This window comes from Rhizobacter sp. OV335 (assembly GCF_900142965.1).
In the GTDB taxonomy this organism is placed as follows: domain Bacteria; phylum Pseudomonadota; class Gammaproteobacteria; order Burkholderiales; family Burkholderiaceae_C; genus Rhizobacter.
The window spans coordinates 1-22,684 of sequence record NZ_FRCQ01000012.1 but is presented as its reverse complement, the minus strand read 5'-3'; the positions used below and the strand labels follow the sequence as shown (position 1 = coordinate 22,684).

21 protein-coding genes are annotated in these 22,684 nt (G+C 68.6%); 5 read left to right on the top strand and 16 right to left on the bottom strand.

The genetic code is table 11. The annotated features are described in order from the left end of the window. Positions 1–14 precede the first annotated feature (14 nt). Entirely contained in the window at positions 15–779 is a 765-nt protein-coding gene (locus BUE42_RS14255; protein WP_143171494.1) for a hypothetical protein, read from the bottom strand. A gap of 220 nt (positions 780–999) precedes the next feature. Here BUE42_RS14255 and BUE42_RS14250 point away from each other — a divergent pair, with 220 nt between their 5' ends. Further along, entirely contained in the window at positions 1,000–1,536 is a 537-nt protein-coding gene (locus tag BUE42_RS14250) for a hypothetical protein (RefSeq protein ID WP_083614141.1), read from the top strand. Further along, positions 1,533–2,231: a hypothetical protein gene (locus BUE42_RS14245; protein ID WP_073465775.1), complete on the top strand. Its 699-nt coding sequence runs from the start codon at positions 1,533–1,535 to the stop codon at positions 2,229–2,231. The genes BUE42_RS14250 and BUE42_RS14245 overlap by 4 nt, the downstream gene beginning before the upstream one ends. A gap of 6 nt (positions 2,232–2,237) precedes the next feature. Here the strand turns inward: BUE42_RS14245 and BUE42_RS14240 are convergent, their stop codons facing one another. From BUE42_RS14240 to BUE42_RS14205, 8 genes are all read right to left on the bottom strand, one after another. Then, positions 2,238–2,813, bottom strand: coding sequence for a GNAT family N-acetyltransferase (locus BUE42_RS14240; RefSeq protein ID WP_073465774.1), 576 nt, complete (start codon positions 2,811–2,813; stop codon positions 2,238–2,240). Positions 2,814–2,864: 51 nt separating this feature from the next. Next, positions 2,865–5,249: a glycoside hydrolase family 3 N-terminal domain-containing protein gene (locus BUE42_RS14235; protein WP_073465773.1), complete on the bottom strand. Its 2,385-nt coding sequence runs from the start codon at positions 5,247–5,249 to the stop codon at positions 2,865–2,867. 70 nt (positions 5,250–5,319) lie between these two features. Then, the gene (locus BUE42_RS14230; protein ID WP_073465772.1) at positions 5,320–5,544 is read right to left on the bottom strand and encodes a DUF167 domain-containing protein; all 225 of its coding nucleotides are present in this window, start codon (positions 5,542–5,544) and stop codon (positions 5,320–5,322) included. Next, positions 5,541–5,945 carry a PDZ domain-containing protein gene (locus tag BUE42_RS14225; RefSeq protein ID WP_073465771.1) on the bottom strand — a complete coding sequence of 135 codons (405 nt, stop codon included), beginning with the start codon at positions 5,943–5,945 and terminating at the stop codon, positions 5,541–5,543. Before BUE42_RS14225 ends, BUE42_RS14230 begins: the two co-directional genes overlap by 4 nt. A 43-nt stretch (positions 5,946–5,988) precedes the next feature. Then, the gene (locus BUE42_RS14220) at positions 5,989–6,726 is read right to left on the bottom strand and encodes a hypothetical protein (protein WP_073465770.1); all 738 of its coding nucleotides are present in this window, start codon (positions 6,724–6,726) and stop codon (positions 5,989–5,991) included. A gap of 2 nt (positions 6,727–6,728) precedes the next feature. Beyond that, the gene (locus tag BUE42_RS14215) at positions 6,729–7,460 is read right to left on the bottom strand and encodes a hypothetical protein (protein ID WP_073465769.1); all 732 of its coding nucleotides are present in this window, start codon (positions 7,458–7,460) and stop codon (positions 6,729–6,731) included. A gap of 1 nt (position 7,461) precedes the next feature. After that, a complete protein-coding gene (locus tag BUE42_RS14210; protein WP_073465768.1) occupies positions 7,462–7,977 on the bottom strand; it encodes a hypothetical protein in 516 nt (171 codons plus the stop codon). A gap of 46 nt (positions 7,978–8,023) precedes the next feature. After that, positions 8,024–9,712 carry an AMP-binding protein gene (locus tag BUE42_RS14205; RefSeq protein ID WP_073465767.1) on the bottom strand — a complete coding sequence of 563 codons (1,689 nt, stop codon included), beginning with the start codon at positions 9,710–9,712 and terminating at the stop codon, positions 8,024–8,026. A gap of 160 nt (positions 9,713–9,872) precedes the next feature. Between BUE42_RS14205 and BUE42_RS14200 the strand changes: the two genes are divergently transcribed. Then, positions 9,873–11,393 carry a glycosyltransferase family 39 protein gene (locus tag BUE42_RS14200; protein ID WP_073465766.1) on the top strand — a complete coding sequence of 507 codons (1,521 nt, stop codon included), beginning with the start codon at positions 9,873–9,875 and terminating at the stop codon, positions 11,391–11,393. On the opposite strand, the gene BUE42_RS14195 is transcribed toward BUE42_RS14200, so the two are convergent. Further along, positions 11,386–12,336: a GlxA family transcriptional regulator gene (locus BUE42_RS14195; RefSeq protein WP_073465765.1), complete on the bottom strand. Its 951-nt coding sequence runs from the start codon at positions 12,334–12,336 to the stop codon at positions 11,386–11,388. The two genes, BUE42_RS14200 and BUE42_RS14195, sit on opposite strands and share 8 nt — an antisense overlap. Positions 12,337–12,444: 108 nt before the next feature. Here BUE42_RS14195 and BUE42_RS14190 point away from each other — a divergent pair, with 108 nt between their 5' ends. Further along, positions 12,445–13,443: an SLAC1 anion channel family protein gene (locus BUE42_RS14190; RefSeq protein ID WP_073465764.1), complete on the top strand. Its 999-nt coding sequence runs from the start codon at positions 12,445–12,447 to the stop codon at positions 13,441–13,443. A 198-nt stretch (positions 13,444–13,641) separates the two neighbouring features. On the opposite strand, the gene BUE42_RS14185 is transcribed toward BUE42_RS14190, so the two are convergent. The 6 genes from BUE42_RS14185 to BUE42_RS14160 form a co-directional block, all read right to left on the bottom strand. Further along, on the bottom strand, positions 13,642–14,886 hold the full coding sequence (locus BUE42_RS14185; protein ID WP_073465763.1) for a carbohydrate porin: 1,245 nt from the start codon (positions 14,884–14,886) through the stop codon (positions 13,642–13,644). A gap of 191 nt (positions 14,887–15,077) precedes the next feature. Continuing rightward, on the bottom strand, positions 15,078–16,169 hold the full coding sequence (locus BUE42_RS14180) for an ABC transporter ATP-binding protein (RefSeq protein ID WP_073465762.1): 1,092 nt from the start codon (positions 16,167–16,169) through the stop codon (positions 15,078–15,080). A 4-nt stretch (positions 16,170–16,173) separates the two neighbouring features. Continuing rightward, positions 16,174–17,499, bottom strand: a complete 1,326-nt coding sequence (locus tag BUE42_RS14175; protein ID WP_073465761.1) for a GH1 family beta-glucosidase — start codon at positions 17,497–17,499, stop codon at positions 16,174–16,176. A gap of 33 nt (positions 17,500–17,532) precedes the next feature. Continuing rightward, on the bottom strand, positions 17,533–18,381 hold the full coding sequence (locus BUE42_RS14170) for a carbohydrate ABC transporter permease (protein WP_073465760.1): 849 nt from the start codon (positions 18,379–18,381) through the stop codon (positions 17,533–17,535). Positions 18,382–18,385: 4 nt separating this feature from the next. Beyond that, a complete protein-coding gene (locus tag BUE42_RS14165; RefSeq protein WP_073465759.1) occupies positions 18,386–19,372 on the bottom strand; it encodes a carbohydrate ABC transporter permease in 987 nt (328 codons plus the stop codon). Positions 19,373–19,470: 98 nt separating this feature from the next. Then, complete coding sequence (locus BUE42_RS14160; RefSeq protein ID WP_235002336.1) at positions 19,471–20,721, bottom strand: ABC transporter substrate-binding protein; 1,251 nt, start codon at positions 20,719–20,721, stop codon at positions 19,471–19,473. Positions 20,722–21,354: 633 nt separating this feature from the next. On the opposite strand from BUE42_RS14160, the gene BUE42_RS14155 reads away from it, so the two are divergent. Continuing rightward, positions 21,355–22,341 (top strand): LacI family DNA-binding transcriptional regulator, encoded by a 987-nt coding sequence (locus BUE42_RS14155; RefSeq protein WP_073465757.1) that lies wholly within the window; start codon positions 21,355–21,357, stop codon positions 22,339–22,341. Positions 22,342–22,684 lie beyond the last annotated feature (343 nt).

Here is a 22,684-nt window from a genome sequence, read left to right as displayed (position 1 = left end):
CGGTGGCGTCGCCTTCAGTCCTCGTCGTCGGCCAGCAGCAGGTCGATCTGCGCCTTGAGCCGCTGCTTGTCCGCTGCAAAGAACGGCGTCGGGATGGAGAGCCAGGCCCGTCGCGAACCTGACAAGCGCACGGGAATCCGGTCGTGGCCGGCATCCTCCGGCGGCTGTGCGGCCGCTGGCGGCAAGGCCGTGTGAACGAGCGCATCAATGACGGACACCTCAGGCATCGACGCCACAAGCGGCTTGGCCTCTGGTTCTCCAACGACCTCAGGTGACATCAGGCCGACCGATGAGTCGGTGCCGCCCCGTTCGAAGAAGCGACTGAACTCCGCGGACCGCCGGAAGACGTTCGCGACATCGGATGCCGTCGCCGGCAGGAAGCCGCGCTGGATGAGGTCGTACTTCAGGCTGGCGTCGGAAGGCAGCCCTGAGGCGTATTTCTCCAGCAGTTCCGCGAAGAGTGCAGGCCGACGAAGGAACCCGAGAAGAAAGGAGCGCCTCAGCTCGTCGTTCGGCGCGAACTTGAATGCCTCGACATCCTTCGTGACAGCCAGCAAGCCGTCTTGTGGACGCTCGAGCAAACCGTAGTAGCGCAAGGACGCCATCGCGCTGAGCGCTGATCCGCTTGATGATCCCTTGTAGCCGAGGTTCTGAGCCACGGCATCGATCGGCGCGGGCTGCAAGCGCTGCTTGTCGTACGCCCTCAGGGCCCGGTCGATCGCCTCGCCAAGAGGCACCGAAGGGGCTCGGGGGCTTTTCTTTCGAGGCAGGTCCGCCATGTTCACTTCCTTGCGCGAAGGCGAAGACTACAGCGTGCAGTATATCTTATACGCCAACTCATACGATCATTGATGTGTCTAAGAATAAATTCTCAAAAGTCTCTTAACTCATTGTTTATAAAAAGATTTCCTTTTTCTGGAAAACAGAATTTATTGGTCTCTTGCCAAATTCTGCGTGCCAATGCAACAATTCTCGTTTTCTGAAATGTGAATCCATCCCATGTCCGGCGACAAGAACAAGCAGATGGCGTTGAAGCCTCAAGACCTTCTTGTTGCGTTGAAGGTCTGCGTCAACGCTGACAAGGAGTTCCTCCTGGCATCGCTCGGACAGGAGCTTCAGATGGCCGTCTCCGCCGTGCATGGCTCAATCCGGCGCTGTGAACAGGCGCTGTTGCTCAGCAGGGCTTCAGGCAGCATCCGCGCCGTTCGGCCCCACCTTGCAGAGTTCGTCGTTCATGGCGCCCGATTCGCATTTCCAGGCATGCAGGGTCCGATGTCCCGCGGCATGCCGACGGCCATCGCCGGCCCGTCGCTGCGGCAGCACTTCGACCTGTCGAACGCCGTCCTTCCCGTGTGGCCGGATGCGCAGGGTGACACCTATGGCCCCAGCCTCACCCCCCTCCATCACACGGCCCCCACTGCCAGTCGCCTGGATGAAAAACTGTTCGACGTGCTGACCTTGCTCGACGCTCTGCGCATCGGCGCCGCCAGGGAAAGGGAGCTGGCGAGCACCATGCTTCTGGAAAGACTGGGATGAACGCCAACGACCCCAACCTCATCGCGCTCGAGAAAGTCGCCATGGCGTTGGGCGAACTGCGAGAGGAGCTGGTTCTCGTCGGAGGGTGCTCGGTCGGACTGCTGATCACCGACCCCGCCAGCCCGCCGGTCAGGGAGACCAACGATGTCGACCTCGTCGCCGAGGTCGCAGGGATCGGCGGGTACTACGCGCTGTGCGAGAAGCTCGCGAGACGCGGTTTCACGCAGAGTGCCTCCGACGACCACATGTGCCGATGGGTCCAGGGCTCTCTTCAACTCGACGTCATGCCGAGCGACGAATCCGTGCTGGGGCATTCGACCAATCGCTGGTACCCGCACGCCATTCGCAGCGCCCAGAGAAGGCAGCTCCCCAGTGGCACGGAAGTTCTGGTGGTCAGCGCCCCGCTCTTCCTGGCCACCAAGCTGGAGGCGTTCTACGACCGAGGCCAAGGCGACTACCTGGGGCACCACGACATGGAAGACATCATCAACGTGATCGACGGAAGACCCGAGATCGCGACGGAGGTCGAAGCGGCCGATCAGGAGGTGCGCGACCACCTGCGGCAGGAGTTCGACGACCTGCTCGCCGACCCGCGATTCGTCGACGTGATCCCCATGCACCTGCGAGGCGACCTCACCAGCCAGGCCCGCGCCAGGGTCATCCTCGACCGCCTGCGCCGTCTCGCCGGCCTCTGAGCACGCTCACTCCGCCAGCACCACCACCCGCTGCTCGCGCCGCAGCAGCGAGAACTGCAGCAGGTCCTGCGCCTGCCCGTTCCACCAGCCGGCTTCGCGCAGCAGGCCCTCGCGCACGAAGCCGAGGCGCTCGACCAGCTTCAGCGAGGCGATGTTGTCGGGATGCACCTGCGCCTCGACGCGGTTCAGCTGCATCTGCACGAAGCCGAAACCCAGCACCGCGAGCAGCGTCTCGCGCATGTAGCCCTGGCCCCAGGCGTCGCGCGCCAGCTCGTAGCCGACCATGCAGGCGCGCCAGTGGCGGTTCCAGCGGAACATGCCGCAAGTGCCGATCAGCCGGCCGTCTTCGCGCCGCTCGATCCCCCAACGGATGCCGGGGTTGGCCAGGGTGCGCGCCGTCGCCCAGCCCTCGATCACCTTCTGCGCCGCCTGCTCGTCCGGCAGCGGCTCGGTGCCGAACCAGCGCATCGCATCGGCATCCGCATGGATCGCGAACAGCACCGGCGCATCGGCCAGCGAGGTTTCGCGCAGCAGTAGGCGCGGCGTCTCGAGGACGGGGAAACGGCTCGGCGGCTCGGACATGGCGGACCTGCAAGACCCCGGTGAGGGCGGTCCGCCGAGTCTACGTCTGCTCTAGCCTTGCATCTGACACGTGACGCGGCTTTCCATGCGCCAGTCGCGCCCCAGCGTGCGCACCGCGCCGGTGACGTGCACCTGGGTGCGCAGCCGGATGTCGGCGCTCGACGCGCCGAGCTGCAGCTCGAACTCGCCGGGCTCGACGATGCGGGCGCCGGCCGCGCCGGTGAAGTTCAGCATGTCGACCGGCAGGTGGAAGCTCACGCGGGCCGACTCGCCCGGTGCGAGCGCGACGCGCGCGAAACCCTTCAGCTCCTTGACCGGCCGCACCGCCGACGCCAGCAGGTCCCGCACGTACAGCTGCGGCACCTCGACGCCGGCGCGCGCACCCGTGTTGGTGATGCGGCACGACAGCGCGATCTCGCCGCGCTCGATGTCGACACTCGCCTGCGCGAGTTGCAGCTCGTCGTACGCGAACGAGGTGTACGACAGCCCATGGCCGAACGGATAGCGGCTGCCGAAATGCAGCGCGATCGGCGTGCCGGCGCTCTTCAGCTTGTGGTTGTAGAAGTACGGCATCGCGCCGGCGCTCTTCGGCACCGACAGCGTCAGGCGGCCCGAGGGCTCGACCGCGCCGCCGAGCACCTCGGCGATCGCGGTGCCGCCCTCCTGCCCACCGGCGAAGGCCATCACCAGCGCGGCCAGCTCGTGCTCGCGCCCGCCCAGCGTGTACGGCCGGCCGCCGGTCAGCACGACGATGGTCGGCGTGCCGCTGTCGAGCACCGCATCGAGCAGCGCCTGCTGCACGCCGGGCAGCGCGAGCGAATCGGCGTCCGAACCCTCGCCGACGGTGCCGGTCTGGAACAGGCCCGCCAAGTCGCCGACGCAGACGATCGCGACATCGGCATCCTTCGCACACGCCACCGCGTCGGCGATGCCGTCGCGGCGCTGCGAGACGCGCGAGACCCGCTCGCCGTTCACCGCCTCGGCCACGTCGCCGGGAAACACCGGCGCGCCGGCGCTGCGCCCTTCGAGGATCGGGCAACCCTGGGCGTAGCGCACGTTCGCGCCGCCGAACGCCGCCTTCAGGGCCGCGAGCGGCGTGACGATCTGCGAGGTGCCCTCGGTCTGGTCATTGAGGATCAGGTGCACCGGGAAGCTGTAGCCGCCGAGCAGTGCCATCGGGTCGTCAGCGGTCGGGCCGATCACCGCGATGCGCCGGCCGGCGCGGGCGTCCAGCGGCAGCGTGCCGTCGTTGTGCAGCACGACGACCGATTGCCGCGCCACCTCGCGCGCCAGCACGATGGTGTCGGGCTGCTGCAGCGCGATGCCGGCCTCGTCGGCATACGGCCGCTCGAACAGCCCGAGCCGGAACTTCTCGGTCAGCACGCGGGCGACGATCTCATCGACCTTCTGCATCGTGATCAGCCCGCGCTGCAACGCCTCGCGCAACTGCGGTGCGCAATCGTCGCCCGGCAGCTCGATGTCGAGCCCGGCATTGAAGGCCTGCGCTGCCGCCTCGGTGCGGTCGGCGGCCACGCCGTGGTGCTGATACAGCAGGCTGATGCCGACGTAGTCGGCGACCACCAGCCCGTCGAAGCCCCACTGGTCGCGCAGCACCTCGGTCAGCAGGTGCCGGGATGCATGCGACGGCTCGCCGTCGATGTCGTGGTACGCCGGCATCACCGAGCCGGGGTTCGCCTGCTTCACCGCCATCTCGAACGGCAGCAGGAACACGTCGTTCAGCTCGCGCCAGCCGAGGCTCACCGGCGCGTGGTTGCGCGCGCCTTCGCTGGCCGAATGGCCGGCGTAGTGCTTCAGCGTCGCGAGCAGGTCGCGGCGCGGCCCCTGCAGCCCGCGCACGTAGCGCGTGGCCAGCACGCCGACGAGGTAAGGGTCTTCGCCGAAGGTCTCTTCGGTGCGGCCCCAGCGCACGTCGCGCGAGACGTCGAGCACCGGCGCGAGGCCCTGGTGGCAGCCGACGCTGCGTGCTTCGCGGCCGATCGCCTGCGCGGCGCGCTCGATCAGCTCGGGGTTCCAGGTCGCGCCGTACGACAGCGCCGACGGGAACAGCGTCGCGCCGCGCCCCATCAGGCCGACCAGGCATTCCTCGTGCGACATCGCCGGGATGCCGAGCCGGGTCTCCTCGACGAGGAACTTCTGCAGCCGGTTCAGCGCGCGCACGCCGGCGTGCGGATCGACGCTGTGGCTGCCGAGCGGCCGCGAGATCTGGCCGAGGCCATGGCGCAGGCCATGCTGCACGGCCTCGGCGTCGCTGCCGCCGGTGAAGCTGTCCTTGCGCGGGCGGTGCTGGCCGTCTTCCGACAGCAGCAGCCAGAAGGCGTGCAGCTGCGCGATCTTCTCGTCGAGCGTCATGCGCGCGAGCAGGTCGGCCACGCGCTCGGGAACCGGGCGGGTCGGGTCTTGGTAGGGATGGGTCATGGGCTTTGTCTCGGATCTGTTCTGGGAAGCGCAAGCAAGCTGTTCGACGGAGGACGGGGACGACTGTCGATCAACCCTCCAACTGCACCAGCTTCATCCGGCCGGACGCCCCGCTGCGAATCTGCACCTGCGATTTGCGCAAGCCGAAATGTTCGGCGATCAGCGCGATCAGTTCCTGATTGGCCTTGCCATCTATCGGCGGCGATTTGAGGTGCGCGAGCCAGCTGCCGTCCGGCTGGGCTTCGAGCTGGCGGATGCGGGCGTTCGGCTTGACTTTGACCTGCAGCGTGGTCATCGGGCCGGTGTTGCGGGGGCCGGCGCGGGCTTCGCGACCGCGACCAGCGTGACCTCGTAGGCCTTGCCGTCCGGGCGCTTCAGCGCCAGGCGCAGACTCTGGCCGACCGTCTTGTGCATCACCGGCTCGAGTTCGCGGGCCTTGCGCCCGGCAATCGTCAGGCCGTCGGCGGCGATCACCTGGTCGCCGACCGCGACGCCTTTCTGCGCCGCAGGCGACGCCGGCGCGACGCGCGAAATCGTCACGCTCTGCAACTTCGGGTTCCACGGCATGCCGCCGTCGGTCTTCACCGAGATGCCGATGCCGTAGTAGCCGGTCGGCGGTGCATCGGCCGCGGCCGCGGGCAAGGCCTGCAGGCACGGCACAGCCACGGTTGCCGCCAGCAGCAGGCGTCGCTTCATGCGGAACCGCGGGTGGCCGATTCGTTGATCCGATCGATCCATCTCAGGTCTTCTTCGCGTACCGCTCCAGCAGGCGCGGCCAGGAGTTCGCCATCTCGTCGACCAGCTTGCCGAACGCGCTGCGTTCGGAGTTGCGGCGCTGTTCGTCGGCGGCATCGCGGGTGCCCCACGAGGTGGCCAGTGTCTCGGCCTGGCTGCTGGCCTCGTAGGCGCTGTAGATGTAGCCGGTGCGGGTGTCGATCAGCAAGGCCGACGCGGTGGTCGTCGCGGTGATCTTGCGCGTGGGCGAGAGCCCGAGCGTGATGACCGACAGCGGCTTGGCCTTGTCGACATCGAAGAACGCGGTGTCGAAGGTGTAGACCAGCACCAGGTCCGCCTGCAGGCGCGAGGCGGCCAGGCGGATGTCGCGGTCGGAATCGATGCGGGTCGGCAGCAACAGGCGGTTGAGCCCGACCAGGCCGGCGACCTGCGGCAGGTGCGAGACGCGGTCGAACTGCGCATCGTCCTCGACCTCGCGCGTGAGGATCGCCGCGTAGCGCCCTTCGCCGACGACGCCGCCGCTGCGCTGCAGGTGGTAGTTGGCATAGCCGCCGGCCTGCAGGCGCACCGCGGCGATGCTGGCGGGGAAGGGCGCAGTCGCCTTGGCGGCGAAACCCTCCTGGATGTCGGCCGGCGCCAGGGCCTGCAGGTCGGCCTTGGCGCCGGGTGCGATGTAGCTGGCGCAGCCGGTGAACAGTGCAGCGAGCAGCGTGATGAAGAGCAGTCGAACGCGAGAGGTCATGGTCAGGATCCGAGAAGGGGGCGCAGCGCCACGCGCACGCCGTCCGCAGTTTCGTCAGGGTTGTCAAACAGGCCGGGGCGCAACACGAAGCGGCCTTCGCGAACGTCGGCAGCATAGGGCAGCGAGGTGCCGCCGAAGCTCTTGAGCAGCAAGTCTCCACCGGCGGACAGCACCAGCAGCTGCACCGACAGTGCGGTGGTGGTGCCGTCGAAGCGGCTCTCGCTGCCGTAGGCGCGCAGCGTGGGTTGCGTGCGGCGCTGGCCGTCCCATTGGGCGTTGCCGCCCGACAGCTCGGCGTGACGGACGACGAGGCGGTGATCGATGACGAACGCAGCGTGCGTTTCGCGCGCCACATGGCGCGCCATCTGCGACAGCGCCGTGCCGTAGGCACCGGTGCGCAGCGCGCCGCTCGCCGGGTCGTACAGGCCACCGACGGCACGCACCTCGTTCGCCCACATCGCCTCGAAGCGCGCCGCGTCCACCGACACGACCTGCAGGCCGGCGGCGCGCAGCTGGGCCTCCAGTTGCTGCAGCACCAAATGGTCGCCGGCCGCGACGTCGGTGGGCGGCACCTTGACCGGCAGCAGCGCGACCTGGGTTCCGGATGTCAACGGACGCAGTGTCGCGGCCCGGTACTCGTCCGCGCCGCGCTCGACGGGGACACCGGCGCATCCAGCGATGGCGATCGACGCGCCGAGCAGCCCGGCTCGCCAGGCGAGGTGGAGGCGCGCCACTTCAGCTCGCGGCGCGCGGCGTGGCCGGAATCTCGCACGATGCGCCGGCGCCCAGGCCCTTCAGGAATGCACGGCGCACGGTGCCGGCGGCAATGGCGGCGGCCACATCGCGCGAGTAGCGCTCGGCCCCGCTGAGCTTGCGGATCCAGCCGCGGAACGGCACCACGCCTTCGGCGGCGCTGCGCAGGTTGCCGACCGCCATGCCGCTGGCGGTACCGGCGCCGCGCTCGATCAGGCTCGGGTTGGTGGCCGACGGCGGCGTGTCGAGGTCGGGGCCGAGCACCGCGTCGAGGGACTGCACCTCGGCGACCAGCGCCGTGCAGCCGGCCGGCGACGGCACCGCATACGGCGCCTTCTGCGCCGCCTGCAGCGGCACCGGGATGTCGGTGCGGATCAGGTTCAGGTCGTTCAGCGGCGTGACCATCGCCTCGCCGGCCTGCGTGAGCGTCTGGCGCGGGGCGTCGGAGGCACAGGCCGTGAGGGCGAGTGCAAGGCAGGTGAGGGCGAGTTTGGTCATGGGGTGGCAGTCTAGTGGCGAAATCCGTTGGAACAGCGTGCCGGCATCAGGCCTGGTGCCACAGCACCGCACGCCCCGCCCGCGACCACCCCTCGAACAGCGTCCCGTACGCCTCCTCGATCCGGTTGCGCTTGACCTTGAAGGTCGGCGTGATGAAGCCGTTGTCGACGGTCCACGGCTCGCTCACCGTGACCAGGCAGTCGAGCTGCTCGTGCGGATCCAGCCCTTCGTTGACGTGGCGCAGGTGGGCCTCGAACGAGACCTCCAGCTCCTGCCGCGACAGCGGATTGCCCGCCCCCTGCGCAGCCGCCGGCGACAGCATCAGGATGCCCATCGGCTGGCCGAGGTTCGCACCGATCACGCAGCAGGCCTCGACCGCCGGGTGCATCACCAGCTGGTCCTCGATCGGCGCCGGCGACACGTACTTGCCCTTGCTCGTCTTGAACAGGTCCTTCACGCGGCCGGTGATGCGCAGGTTGCCCTGCTCGTCGATCTCGCCCTTGTCGCCGGTGTGCAGCCAGCCGTCGTCGGTCATCGCCTCGCGCGTCAGCCCGGGCGCCTTGTAGTAGCCCATCATCAGCCCGGGGCTGCGCATCTGGATCTCGCCGTTCGCCGGCGCGATGCGGCATTCGACACCGTCGTACGGCGGCCCGACCGTGCCGGGGCTCGCGCGGCCGGGGTGCGTCGCGTGCGAGACGCCGCAGTTCTCGGTCATGCCGTAGGCATCAAGGATCGCCACGCCCAGCCCCTGGTACCAGGTGCGCAGCTCCGGTGGCAGCGGTGCCGCACCGCAGGCGGCGATGCGGCACTGGTCGAGCCCGAGCGCGCGCAGGATCTTGCGCCGCACCAGCGCGCCGACCAGCGGGATCTTCAGCAGCCGCTGCAGCTTCGCCGGCGGCATCTTCGCGTGCACGCCCTGCTGGAACTTGACCCACAGCCGCGGCACCGAGAAGAACACCGTCGGCCGCGCGCGCTGCAGGTCCGTCGCGAAGGTCTCCAGGCTCTCGGCGAAGAACAGGTGCATGCCGGTCACCAGCTGCCCGTGCTCCACCAGCGCGCGCTCGGCCACGTGGGCCAGCGGCAGGTAGCTCAGCATGCGGGTGTCGGGGTCGATCGCGTCGAGCCGCTTCAGCCCCGCGCGGATGGACCATGCGAACGCACCGAAGCTCTGCATCACGCCCTTCGGCATGCCGGTGGTGCCGGAGGTGTAGATGAGGGTCGCCAGCTCGCCGGCCTCGCGCACCGGCTCGCCGGCCAGCGGCGCGGTGCGGGCGACGAGCTCGTCCCACTGCGGGTAGGCGTTCGCCGGCGCGAGCGGCATGCCGATGCACGGCAGCCCGTCGGGGATGCCGGCGCGCATCGCCTCCCACCCGTCGAGCTTGCCGACGAACAGCAGCTGCGCCTCGCTGTGCAGCAGGATCTGCCGGATCGTCGCCGCTGAGAGCGTCGGGTACAGCGGCACCGAGACGCCGCCGGCCATCCAGATCGCCCAGTCGGCCATCAGCCAGTGCGCGCAGTTCTTCGACAGCAGTGCCACCTTCGAGCCGTCGCGCACGCCGCGCTCGCGCAGGTGGGCGGCGATGCGCCGCACTTCGGCCAACACCTGCGACCAGGTGAACTCGCGCAGCACCCCGCCGCCCTGCGGCTGCGTGAAGCAGACGCGGTCCGGCGCGCTGCGCTCCCAGTGGTACAGGCGCTGCAATGCCAGGTGTTCCGGCAGGATGGGTTCTGGCATGACGACTCCAGCATCGGCGCGGTGGCGCCGGTCGCCGACGATAGGGGCGGCGCGGTGCCGGCGCCTAGAGGGTCACTACCGATCGCACCCGCATCACCCGCGGGCACAGGGGGCGGGGATTAAACTGCGGCGCCCTGTCGGCAGCCCGGCTCCCCCACCCATGGCCTTCTCGTCTTCCGTCTCCGATCGGCCGCACGCTGCCTCGCGCTGGCCGCTGTCGCCGGCCCTGCTGTTCGCGCTGGCCTTCGGCGTCGGCTGGGCGCTGTTCGGCGCGCTGCTGAACCCCGGACAGCCCGGCGACCACTTCGAGCAGTTCACCTGGTCGCACAGCTTCGAGGGCGGCTACCACAAGCACCCGCCGCTGCCGACCTGGATGCTGGCGGCGGCGATTCGCCTGTTCGGCTTCTGGCCGCTGTGGCCCTACGTGCTGGCCGCGCTGTGCGTCGCCGGCACCGCCGTGTTCACCTTCCTCGTCGCGCGGCGCCTGCTGGGCGAGCGGCTCGCCGGCGTGGCCATCGTGCTGTGGGGGCTGCATTTCGCGTTCAGCTGGAAGGGCCAGCTGTTCAACCACAACACGGTGATGATGGTGTTGCTGGCCGCCGCGGCCTGGGTTGCGCTGCGTGCCGCCGCGCCACGCGCCGGCTGGGGATGGTGGATCGCGCTCGGCGTGCTGGCGGGTCTCGCGCTGTTGTCGAAGTACCAGTCGGCGGTCGGGCTGGCCGGGCTGATCCTCGCGCTGGGCCTGAGCGGCATGCTGGCCACCACGCGCGCGCGCATCGGCCTCGCGCTGGCGGTGCTGATCTCGCTCGCGCTGTTCGCGCCACACATCGCCTGGGTCTTCCACCACCAGTTCTCGACGCTGCGCTACGCATCGACGACCGCGCTGCAGCTGGACGCCGCCGGGCGGGTGCACAAGCTGCTGTCGTTCAGCGCGGTGCACCTGCGCATGCTGTTGCCGGTGCTGGTGGCGATGCTCGCACTGCTGGCCTGGCAGCGTGCGGCGCCGGTGGCCGCCGAGCATGACGATGCGGTGCCGCAGCGCGTGCGCCGCGCGTGGCTGTTCGGGCTGCTCGGCTTTCCGCTCGCGGTGCTGGTGGTGATGTGCCTCGTGTTCGGCGTGCGGCTGCAGGACCACTGGGGCTTCCAGAGCGTGCAGTTCATCAGCCTGTGGCTCGCGTGGTTGCTGCGTGCGCGCGTCGGCGCGGCCACGCTGCGGCGGCTGTGCGTGCTGGCGCTGGTCATCCATGTCGCGTTGATGGCGGCCTATGCGCGCTCGGTGATCGACCCGTCGACGCTGGCCGGCCGCGGCCGGCCCGATCAGTTCTACCCGGCGCAGCACCTGGCCGACACCGTGCTGACCGCGTGGCGGCAGACGACGACCTGCCCGCTGCGCTTCGTGGTCGGGCCGACCTACGAGGGCGGCATGGTGTCGGTGTACGCCGGCAGCAACCCGCCGGTGCTGGAATCGGGCGACCCGCTGAAATCGCCGTGGGTGGACCTCGCCGCGATGCGCGAGGCCGGCTCGGTGCAGCTCTTCCACAGCGCCGATGAAGCGCCGGCCGGCACGCCGCCACTGCAGACGCTGCCGTTCATGCCCGGTGGATCGGCGACCTCGACCTACGACATCCTGTGGACCATCGTGCCGCCGCAGGATCCCGCTTGCGTCGGCGCCATCAAGTGAACTGCCGCCGGTAGTCGCGCGGCGCCACGCCCACGCGCCGCGAGAACGCGCGCCGCAGCGCATCGGCATTCGCATAGCCCACCGCGTCGGCCAGGCGCTTCAGCGGCAGGTCGCTCGCCTCGAGACGCCGGCGTGCCTCGTCGATGCGCGCCACCTCGACGAACTCGGCCGGCGTCATGCCCGCCTCGTCCTTGAAGACGCGCGCGAAGTTGCGCTCGCTCATGCCGGCACGCGCCGCCAGCGCCGGCACCGACAGGTCGCCGCGCAGGTTCGCGAGCACGTGGTCCTGCAACGCACGGATCCCCGACTTCTCGGCGGTCTGGGCCGCCAGGTGCGCACTGAACTGGCTCTGGCCACCGGGCCGCTTCAGGAACATCACGAGTTCGCGCGCGACACGCAGCGCCAGTTCGCGGCCGTGGTCTTCTTCGACCATCGCGAGCGCCAGGTCCATGCCGGCCGTCACGCCGGCCGAGGTGTACAGCGGGCCGTCCTTCACGTAGATCGCGTCGGGCTCGACCCTGGCGCCGGGGTTCTCGGCGGCGAGGCGGTCGACGGAGTTCCAGTGCGTCGCGACGCGCCGGCCCTGCAGCAGGCCGGCGGCCGCGAGCACGAAGGCGCCGCTGCACACCGAGCCGATGCGCCGCACGACCTTCGCCTGGCGCTGCAGCCAGCGCTGCACGTCGGCGCGCCCGGTGATCGACGCCACGTCCGGGGCGCCGGCCACCAGCAAGGTGTCGAGGCGACCGCGGTGGCTGGCGACCGTCGCGTCGACCTGCAGGCGCGGGCCGCTGCCGGAACGCAGCGCGCCGGCTTCGGTGCCGATCACCTGCACCTGGTAGGCCCGCAGGTCGCCGAGCTGGCGCGCCGCCTCGACGAAGACGTCGGCCGGGCCGGCGACGTCCAGCAGCTGGACGCCGGGAAAGACAAGGATTCCGATGCGCATGGCGGAGGCTCTCGCATGTTTGGCTGGATTCGGCTGGCATCGCCGGCACGCCCGGCCGCAGTGTGGCCGAAACTTCTGGGTCCGGCAATTCCAGCCATCGGAGCCCGCATGACCAGCCCGTCGACGACCCTTCATCCGCCCGCCATCCCGCTTCGCAGCGCGCCCAGCGTGCGCCACCTGCCGGTCAACCTGTTCGCCTCGGTGATGGGCTTGTCGGGCCTCGCGCTCGCGTGGCGCCAGGCGGCCGGCCAGTTCGGTGCGCCACCGCTCGTCGGCGAAGCGATCGGTGCCTTCGCGCTGGCCGTGTTCGGCGTACTGGCGGCCGCGTACCTGGCGAAGCTCGCGCTGCATCCGGACGCGGTGGTCGCCGAGTTCCGCCACCCGGTGGCCGGCAACTTCTTCGGCACCATCGTGATCGCGGTGCTGCTGCTGTCGGCGGTGCTGCAGCCGTACTGCAGCACCCTGGCGATCGCGGTGTGGTCACTGGCCACCGTGGCCACCTTCGCGCTGAGCGGCGTGGTGGTGTCGCGCCTGCTGCGCGGCGGCATCGATGCGAAGTTCGCGGTGCCCGCCTGGGTGATCCCCGGCGTCGCGACGCTGGACATCGCGGTCACCGGCGCGCAGATGCCGATGCCGTGGGCGGCCGAGGTCAACTGGGCCGCGATGGCCCTCGGCACGGTGCTCGCGCTGGTGTTGCTGGTGATGGTGCTGTCGCGGCTGATCCACCACGATCCGCTGGCAGCCGCGATGGTGCCGTCGCTGATGGTGCTGATCGGGCCGTTCGCGGTCGGCTTCCTAGCGTACACCGCGATGAGCGGCGCGGTCGACCGCTTCGCGTCGATGCTCTTCTACTTCGCGCTGTTCATCTTCGTCGTGCTGGCGCCGAAGGTGTTCCGCCGCGACGTGCCGTTCGCGCCGGCGTGGTGGGCCATCGGCTTCCCGCTGGCGGCGCTGAGCAACGCGGCGCTGCACTATGCCGCGGTGCATGCCGCATGGCCGCTGCAGGCGATCGCGATCGCGCTGCTCGCCTTCCTGACGGTCGTGCTGGCCGTGCTGACGGTGCGCACCGTGCGCATCGCGATCGACGGCCGGCTGCTCGCCGGCTGAACGGAGCCACGCACGCAAAAAAGCCCGGCACGAGGCCGGGCCAACGCTCTCGCTTCGGACCCCCACCGCCGTGGGGATCCCGCAGGTCACCGCGCCGAGGCGCCGAGCCCGCGTGTCGGGCCGCACACCGGGGGAGTCGGGCAAGCACGATCCCCCAACCGCGGCAAAACCTGTCCTACCGGCGGCGACCCGGGCCGATCACCACCAGGTTTCGCCTTGAACCCCGATGGACGTGCCGGCCTTCTTGTCGCCGAAGACGGCTTGCGTGGTGCCGCCCAGGTTCAGGCGTGCCGCCTCGTTCCACGCGGCGTGGGTGACGAACAGGCGCACGGTCGGACGCGACCCCGGATCCTTGCCGGCCGAAGCGGCCAGCGTGCCGGTGATCTTCGTCATCGTCAGGGCGCCGGTGCTGCGGGCATTGGCCGCGATGGCCGATCCGGCGTCCGGCTTGACCTGGTCGTGGCCCACTTCGAGCAGCGCGCGGAACGGCCCGCCAAGGTAGGTGTCGGTGCGCGCACCGAGCGAGAACCACTTGTTGCCGGCGTCGTTGCCGGCGTCGTTGTGCTGCTTGTTGATGCGGTACTCGGCGATCGCATCCCACCCGGTGACGTCACCGAACTTGCCAGTCTGCTGGATCACGATGCGGCTGTTCTTGGTCCAGCCCAGCTTGTCGAACTTGGCGCCGAAGATGGTCGAGCCGCCGAGCGTGCCGTTGATGGTCTGGTAGGCGCCGACCGCGAGGCCCTTCGGCTGCTTGGGAGCTTCCTGGCCGTCGGCGCCGCCGGTCTTCGACTGCATCGAACCGGTCACGTAGACCGACAGGTCGCCGTTCGGGATGTCCTTGATGCCGGTCAGGCGCACCGGGAAGGTGAAGCGGTTGTTCTTCACCGAGGTATCGGTGGCGACACCGGGCACGCCGTAGTTCGGGTCCATCATGAACGCGACGCTGAGCTTGCCGATGCCCAGTTCCATGTCCTCGATGCCGGCGCCGTTGCCGTCGTTGTTCTCGAGGAACTGGTCGTTGATGCCGAGCTGCAGGCGGTTGTAGAAGCGGCGGCCGGCCCAGACCTTGCCGTTGGCCAGCTGGCTGATGTGGTCGCCGTAGGTGTAGATCTGGCCGAAGCGCGTGGTCAGCGCGTCGGGCTGCGACTGCCCGGCATCCCAGGCCTTGTAGACGCTCGGCATCACGTGCACGTGCCAGTCGGAACCCTCGAACTCGGCCAGCTTCGCGTTGATGTTCGGTTCGACGACGTAGTCGCACTCGTTGCCCAGGCGCCATTTGGTGTCGGCACCGGCCAGCTGGTAGCAGACCTGGTTGCCGCCACGCGTGTTCAGGCCGACGCCAGCACGCATGTAGCCCGAGAAGTCGATGACTGGTCCGGCGGCGGCCGAACCGACGGCGCCTGCAAGCGCCATCGCGAGGAACAGAGGTTTCTTGTTCATGGTGTCTCCTGGTCTCCTGTTGGGGTGGAAAGGTCGTTCGCCGAAGTGGCGGCTTTTGGCCTCTGGAGGGGCGGCCAAAACGGGGGCGCCGCGCTGCGGCCGGGCACCGGGCGGTCTGTCCGGAAAACGCGAGAAATCGTTTTCATGGCAGCGGTGGTCAGCATGGGCAGCGAGGCGTGCATGGGGGATCCCTAGTGGAGGGCGAGGGCGGCGCCGTTGTCGTTGAACAGCAGTGCGCGCGAGGCCTGCGGCACGAGGCCGATGTCCTGGCCGGCGCCGAGCCCTTCGTGGTCGGCGCTGACGCGCAGCGAGACGGTGTTGGCGGTGCCGCGCAGCGTGGCGTGCACGATGATCGAATCGCCGAGGTGCTCGAGCAGGTCGACGCGTGCGGCGAGGCCGTTCTCGACGCGGCCGATGCCGAGGTGTTCGGGGCGGATGCCGAGCACGAGCTGGGCCGACGCGCCTGACGGCAGCCCGCCGGGCAGGCTGAGCGTGCCGGCCTGTTCGACGCGCAGCTGCACGGCGCCGCTGCCGGCGGCCGCAGCGACGCAGGGGATGAAGTTCATGCGGGGCGAGCCGAGGAAGCCGGCGACGAACTGGTTGGCCGGGTGCTCGTACAGCGACATGGGCGTTCCGACCTGCTCGATGCGGCCGGCGTTGAACACCGCGATGCGGTCGCCGAGCGTCATCGCCTCGACCTGGTCGTGCGTGACGTAGATCATCGTGTTGCCGATTTCCTTGTGCAGCTTCGACAGCTCGATGCGCATCTGCACGCGCAGTGACGCGTCGAGGTTGGACAACGGCTCGTCGAACAGGAAGACGCGCGGCTTGCGCACGATGGCGCGCCCGATCGCGACGCGCTGGCGCTGGCCGCCGGAGAGCGCCTTCGGCTTGCGTTCGAGCAGGTGCGTGATCTGCAGGATCTCGGCGGCGCGGCCGACGGCCTTCTTCACCTCGTCCTTCGACTGCCCGGCGAGCTTGAGCGCGAAGCCCATGTTCTCGGCGACGGTCATGTGCGGGTAGAGCGCATAGCTCTGGAACACCATCGCGACGCCGCGGTCGGCGGGCGGTACCTCGTTGATCAGGTCGCCACCGATGCGGATCTCGCCCTGGTCGATGTCTTCGAGGCCGGCGATCATGCGCAGCAGCGTGGACTTGCCGCAGCCGGACGGTCCGACGAAGACGGCGAATTCACCGTCGGCGATGTCGAGGTCGATCCCGCGGATCACCTCGACGCTGTTCTCGTAGCTCTTGCGCACGCCGCGCAGGGTCAGGGTGGACATTTCTTCAGGTCTCCGATGGGTTCTTGCTGTGGGCCCGCGCGATGAACTCGCGGTACCAATGCGCGCTGTCCTTCAGCGTGCGCTGCTGCGTCGCGTAGTCGACGTGAACCAGCCCGAAGCGCTTCGCGTAGCCGGAGTTCCACTCGTAGTTGTCGAGCAGGCTCCAGTAGAAGAAGCCGCGCACGTCCACGCCCTGCGCGATCGCGTCGCGCACCGCGCCCAGGTGGCTGCTCAGGTAGTCGATGCGTTGCGGGTCGGCCACCTTGCCGCCCACCAGCTGGTCGGCGCAGGCCGTGCCGTTCTCGGTGATCCACACCGGCGGCAACGGGTAGTCGCGGTGGATCTTCACCAGCAACTCGGTCAGGCCCTGCGGGTAGTTCTCCCAGCCCATGTCGCTCTCGCCGCGCAGCTTCGGCGCCGGGCGCTGCGGGTCCTCGCTCGAGGCCCAGATGCGGGTGTAGTAGTTGACGCCGAGGAAATCGAGCTTCTGCGCGATCACTTCGAAATCGTTTTCATGAGTGACCGGATAAAGATGCACCCCGGGGGCCGTCGGGTAGCGCTTCAGGAAGATCGGATCCATGTACCAGCGCACGAAGGTCGCGTACTCGCGCTCGGCCAGCGCGATGTCGGTCGGGCTGTCGGTGGCCGGCGTCGCGGGCGACTGGTTCAGCACGATGCCCAGCGGCGCCTTCACGCCGGCCGCGCGCATCGACTGCAGCGCGAGGCCGTGCGACAGCAGCAGGTGGTGCGCGACCTGCACGGTGAGCTGCGGGTCCTTGAAGCCGGGCGCGAACTGGCCGTTGCCGTTGCCGAGGAAGGCGGTGCACCACGGCTCGTTGTGCGTCGCGATGCTCGCGACGCGGTCGCCCAGCCGGCGGCCGATCACCGCGGCGTAGTCGGCAAAGCGATAGGCGGTGTCGCGCACGCCCCAGCCGCCGAGGTCCTGCAGGCCTTGCGGCAGGTCCCAGTGGTACAGCGTCAGGTGCGGCGCGATGCCGCGCTCGAGCAGGCGGTCGACCAACCGGTCGTAGAACGCCAGGCCCTTGTCGTTCCAGGCGCCGTGGCCGAGCGGCTGCACGCGCGGCCACGCGATCGAGAAGCGGTAGCTGTCGACGTTCAGCCCGGCGATCAGGTCGACGTCCTCGGACCAGCGGTGGTAGTGGTCGCAGGCGACATCGCCGGTGTGGCCTTCGAAGGTCTTGCCCGGGGTGTGCGAGAAGGTGTCCCAGATCGACGGGCCGCGGCCGTCTTCATGGGCCGCACCTTCGATCTGGTAGGCGCTGGTGGCGACGCCCCACGCAAAGCCGCGGGGAAATTTCGGGTCGGTCACGGGTCGGGATCCTTGAATGAGAAAGTCAGCGTCTCAGGCCTTGACCGCGCCGGCGGTCAGCCCTTCGATCAGCCGGCGCGAGGCCAGCACGAACATCACCAGCAACGGCAGCACCGCGATCGACGAGCCGGCGCAGATGGCGCCCCACGGCGTCTGGCCGGTGCCCTGCAACGAGCGCAGCGCGAGCGGCACGGTGAACATCTCCATGTCGCGCATCACGATCAGCGGGCCCAGGAAGTTGTTCCATGCACCGATGAACGTCACCAGGCCGAGCGTGCCCAGCGCCGGGCCGATCAGCGGCACGATGATGCGCAGGTAGATGCCGAACTCGCCGCAGCCGTCGATGCGCGCGGCGTCGATCAGGTCGCGCGGGATCGCCGAGCCGATGTACTGCCGCATCATGAAGATGCCGAGCGCGCCGCAGGCCGCCGGCACGATCAGCGCCTTCGGCTGGTTCAGCCAGCCGAGCCAGCTCATCGTCAGCGCGGTCGGGATCATCCCGACGAAGCTCGGCAGCAGCAGCGTGGCCATCACGAAGCCGAACAGCCGGTCCTTGTGCTTGAAGTCGTACATCGCGAACGCGAAACCGGCCAGCGAGCAGAACAGCAGGTTCAGCGCGGTGATCGCCACCGCGATGTAGACGCTCCAGCTCAAGTTGCGCCAGAAGAACGGCAGGCGGTCGAGCAGCAGCTTGACGTTGTCGATGAAGGCATCGCCGAACCACAGCGGCGGCGGCACCGACAGGATCTCGCGGTTCGAGTGCGTCGCGAACACGAACATGAAATAGAACGGCGCCAGCATCAGCAGCGCGCCGCCGAGCACGATGGCGTAGGCGCTCGCGGCGGTGGCCGGGTGGGCGAATCGGATCGAGGTCGCGCTCATCGCGTCAGGCCTTCTTCTCGCCGAGCAGGCGGTTGTTGCCCCAGGTCACCAGCGCGATCACCATGAACAGCAGCCAGGCGATGCTCGACGCGGTGCCGAAGTCGTTGTCGATGAAGGCGGTCGCGTACATGTGCATCGCCGCGGTCTTGCCGGCCTGGTCGAGGCCGCCGGTGCCGCCGGTCAGGATGAAGGGCTCCTCGAACAGCTGCAGGTTGCCGATGATGGTCAGCGTGACCGCGAAGAAGATCATCGGCTTGAGCATCGGCAGCGTCACGTAGCGGAACTGCTGCCAGGCCTTCGCGCCGTCCATCGTCGCGGCCTCGAACAGGTCCTTCGGGATCGTCTGGATCGCCGACAGGTACAGCACGGTGTTGAAGCCGACATAGCGCCACCACACGACGAACGAGATCATCCACTTCGTGTAGTACGGCTGCGCCCAGTCGATGTTCTGGGCCGGGAACAGCCAGCCGAGCACCGGCACCTGCGACATCGCGCCGAGCGCCGCATTGACCACGCCGTAGTCGCGCGAGAACAGCGACGAGAACACCAGCGAGATCGCCACCGTCGAGGTGATGAACGGCAGGAAGTACGCACCGACCACCGCGTTGCGCCAGCGGCCGAACGCGGTGTGCAGGAAGAACGCCAGCGGCAGCGCCACCGCATGCTGCGGCACGCCCGACACGATGGCCATCCACACCGTGTTGTAGAGCGACTTGCGGAACCAGTCGTCGTTGGTGACGACGTAGATGTAGTTCTCCAGCCCCACCCACTGCATCGCGTCGAGGCCGGCCGCCGGCTCCCAGCGGTGGAACGACATGAAGATCGAGAACAGCAGCGGAAACAACCCGAACACCAGGAACAGGATGAAGAACGGGCTGATGAACACGTACGGCGCGTAGTCGCGGAAGCTGCGGCGGCGCTTGCGCGCGCCGGGCTGGGCGGCGCCCGCGCCGAGCGGCGTCGTGGTCGTCGGGACCGTGGGTTTGGGCATGGCCTGCATGGTGTCGGGTGCAGCCGGGCACGGCGGCTCGCGCCGCGCCCGGTCTGTCGGTCAGCTGGGGATCAGAAGTGAGTCAGAGGCGCAGCGGGTCAGCGGCGCACGCGCTTCTTGACCTGTTCCTGCGCATCGGCCAGGGCGGTCTTGATGTCCTTGTTCTGCTCGAGCACCTTGTCGAGCTCGGCATTGACGACATCGTTGGCCACCGGGTCGTACTTGTCGACCGCGATCGCCTTGATCTTGTCGGCCGACACCTTCCACAGCTGGCGCGCCTTCTGGCCGCCCAGGTACTCGATCGGCTGGTCGAGGAAGGGGTCGCTCTGCGCCTCGATCAGCGACGGGAAGGCGTCCAGGCTGCGGAAGGCTTCGATTTGCATGCCCTTGTCGAGGGTCATGAACTTGATGAAGTCCCAGGCCGCGGCCTTGTTGGCCGCCTTCTTCGGGATCGCGTAGAACGAGCCGCCCCACGAGGCGTAGGCGCCGTTCGGCAGCTGCGCCGAGCGCCACTTGCCCTTGGACTCCGGTGCCAGCCAGTTCGACAGGTGGCCCGCCAGCCAGGCGCCCATCATCTGCGAGGCCACCTTGTCGCGCTTGAAGCCTTCGCTCCACTCGTTGGACCAGGCGGTGATCTTGGCGTCGATGCCGGCGGTGCGCGCCGCCTTGGCCAGCTCGAAGCCCTTCTGGAAGCGCGGCGTGTTGATCAGCGGCGTGCCCTTCTTGTCGAAGAAGATGCCCTCGCCGTCCTTCAGGCCGGAGCGGATGTAGATGTCCTTGATGTCGACCGCGCTCGCGAGCAGGTAGGCGCCGGTCGCAGCCTTCACCTTCTTGCCCGATTCGATGTACGACTCCCAGCTCTTGGTCAGGTCGGCCTCGCTGACGCCGGCCTTGTCGAGCAGGTCCTTGCGGTAGAAGAGGGCGCCCGGGCCGATGTCGGCCGGCATCGCGGCCAGCGCGCCGCTGCCGCTCATGCCCTGCGGCACGGTGAACTTGGCGATCTTCGACGTGTACTGCAGGCCGTTGTACGGCGCCTTGCCGAGGTCTTCCAGGCCGCCCGATTCGGCGAACTTGCCGATGAAGCCCACTTCCACCGCCATCACGTCCGGCAGGTTGGCGCCGGTGGCCAGCGCCGTCGTCATCGCGGTGTGGTGGTCGCCGAAGGCCAGGCTGGTCAGCTTGATCTCGACCTCGGGATGCAGCTTCTTGTAGAGCGGAATCGCCGCCTTGATGGCCAGGTCGAAGCTCGGGAAGGACGCCACCGTCAGCGTCGTCGTGGTCTGGGCCGAAGCGGCCGAGGCCAGCGCCAGTGCTGCGCTCAGCAGCAGGGGTTTCATCAGTCGTGTCACGTCGGGTCTCCTAAGGTCTTTGTGGACGCCGGGCGGGCTGCCTTTCGCTCCGCCGGCTGTTGTACAGGCTCGTGCCTGACGGGGGTCGAACTTCGGCCAGAACGGCTCGGCTGAAATCGATTTCACATCTGCAAACGATTTCAACCGTGGCCCGGCGGGGTGTCAATCGACAAAACCCGGGGTGGTTCACCACTGAGGGAAAGTCCTCTCCGGAGTCACCCTGAGGGGAATCCGGACAGTCCTGCCCACTTGAAGGCGGTGGCATTTCTGAAATCGATTTCAGATTGAAGTGAATTAGAAGCGCGGCGCCAGCGCGGGTCAAGATGGTCGGACTCGGGGAAATCCCCGAGATCGTGCAGCTTGTCGCGGGCATGTAACTCGTGCCAGATGGCGCTGCAAGCAAGCATTGGCGCCATTCGTGACTCGAGTGGTGCGACTGATCGCCAGCGCCGGCACACATTCGGCGCGCGCGGGAGCGAGCCATCTGTCCCGGTCATGGTGCCATCTGGTTTTGGCACGGTCATGAAAACGTTGCCATACTTGAAACCCCATGCAAAATCGCGAATCGCCCTCTCGCCACAGCCCACCGTGACCCGTCCGAATGTCCGTTCGCCCCTGACCGTCCCGGCTGCCGTGACCCTGCTCGACGTGGCGCGCGAGGCCGGCGTCTCGCCGAGCACGGTGTCGCGCATCCTGAACGGCACCGCCCGCGTCACCTCCGACAAGCGCCAGGCGGTTGAAACCGCCATCAGCAAGCTCGACTTCAAGCCCAACCTGTTCGCGCGCAGCCTGAAGACCGGCACCACGATGACCATCGGCATCCTGGCGCAGGACATCGAGAGCCCGTTCTACACGCGGGCGATGAAGGGCATCGAGACCGGGCTGCTGGGCAGCGGCTACGCGCCCATCATCGTCAGCGGGCACTGGGATGCGCGCGAGGAGGCCGAGCGGGTGCGGCTGCTGATGACGCGCCGCATCGACGGCGTCGTGATCCTGACCGGCCACATGGACGATGCGCAGATCGTCGAGTTTGCGCGGCACCAGCCGATCGTCGTGACCGGCCGCCACCTCGACAGCCACAACATCATCGCGATCAAGCTCGACCAGGTGCGCGGCGGCTACCTGGCCACGCGCCACCTGATCTCGCTCGGGCACCGGCGCATCGCCCACATCGCCGGCGTGCGCGACCACGACGACGCGAAGGACCGCTACCAGGGCTACCTGCAGGCGCATGAAGAGGCCGGGCTGACGCCCGACCCCGAGCTGGTGGTGCAGGGCGATTTCACCGAGCCGGGCGGCCTGTTCGCGATGACGCGGCTGCTCGACGGCGGGCGCTCGTTCAGTGCGGTGTTCTGCGCGAACGACCAATCGGCCTTCGGTGCGCGGGTGGTGCTGTACCGCCGCGGCATCCGGGTGCCGGACGATGTGTCGCTGGTCGGTGTCGACGACCTGCCGGCCGCCGCCTACCTGACACCGCCGATCACGACGGTGCGCCAGCCGATCTACGAGATGGGGCTGTATGCGGCGCACGCGCTGCTGGGCATGCTCGGGCACGCCGCCGAAGAGGTGCACGTGCCGCCGCTCGAATTGATCGTGCGGGAGACGACGCGGCGCGTGTGATGGACGATCCCCGGATTGGCATCCGGGCTTGTATGTTCCGCCTGCACTCTCAGACGCAGCGGATGAGGGTGTCGGGATGGAGGGACGATCCGGGCTATCTGCCGTCAGCAGCGGACAGACCACCGTAGTGAGCTCCCCATTTCGTTTGCCTGAACGTCGATTAGGAATGCAGCCGCAGCAGCCCCGGCCGTGAGGCCGGGGGGATGCTGACGACCGATAGATGCAAGCCCACGCCAGCGCAAACGCCCACCCCGACCGATCCAGTCTAGCCGCTGCATGCACCGAGGTTCAAGCATGCAAGTTCCTGTCCTTGATCCGGCCGAGTCCTTCGGCGTGGACATCA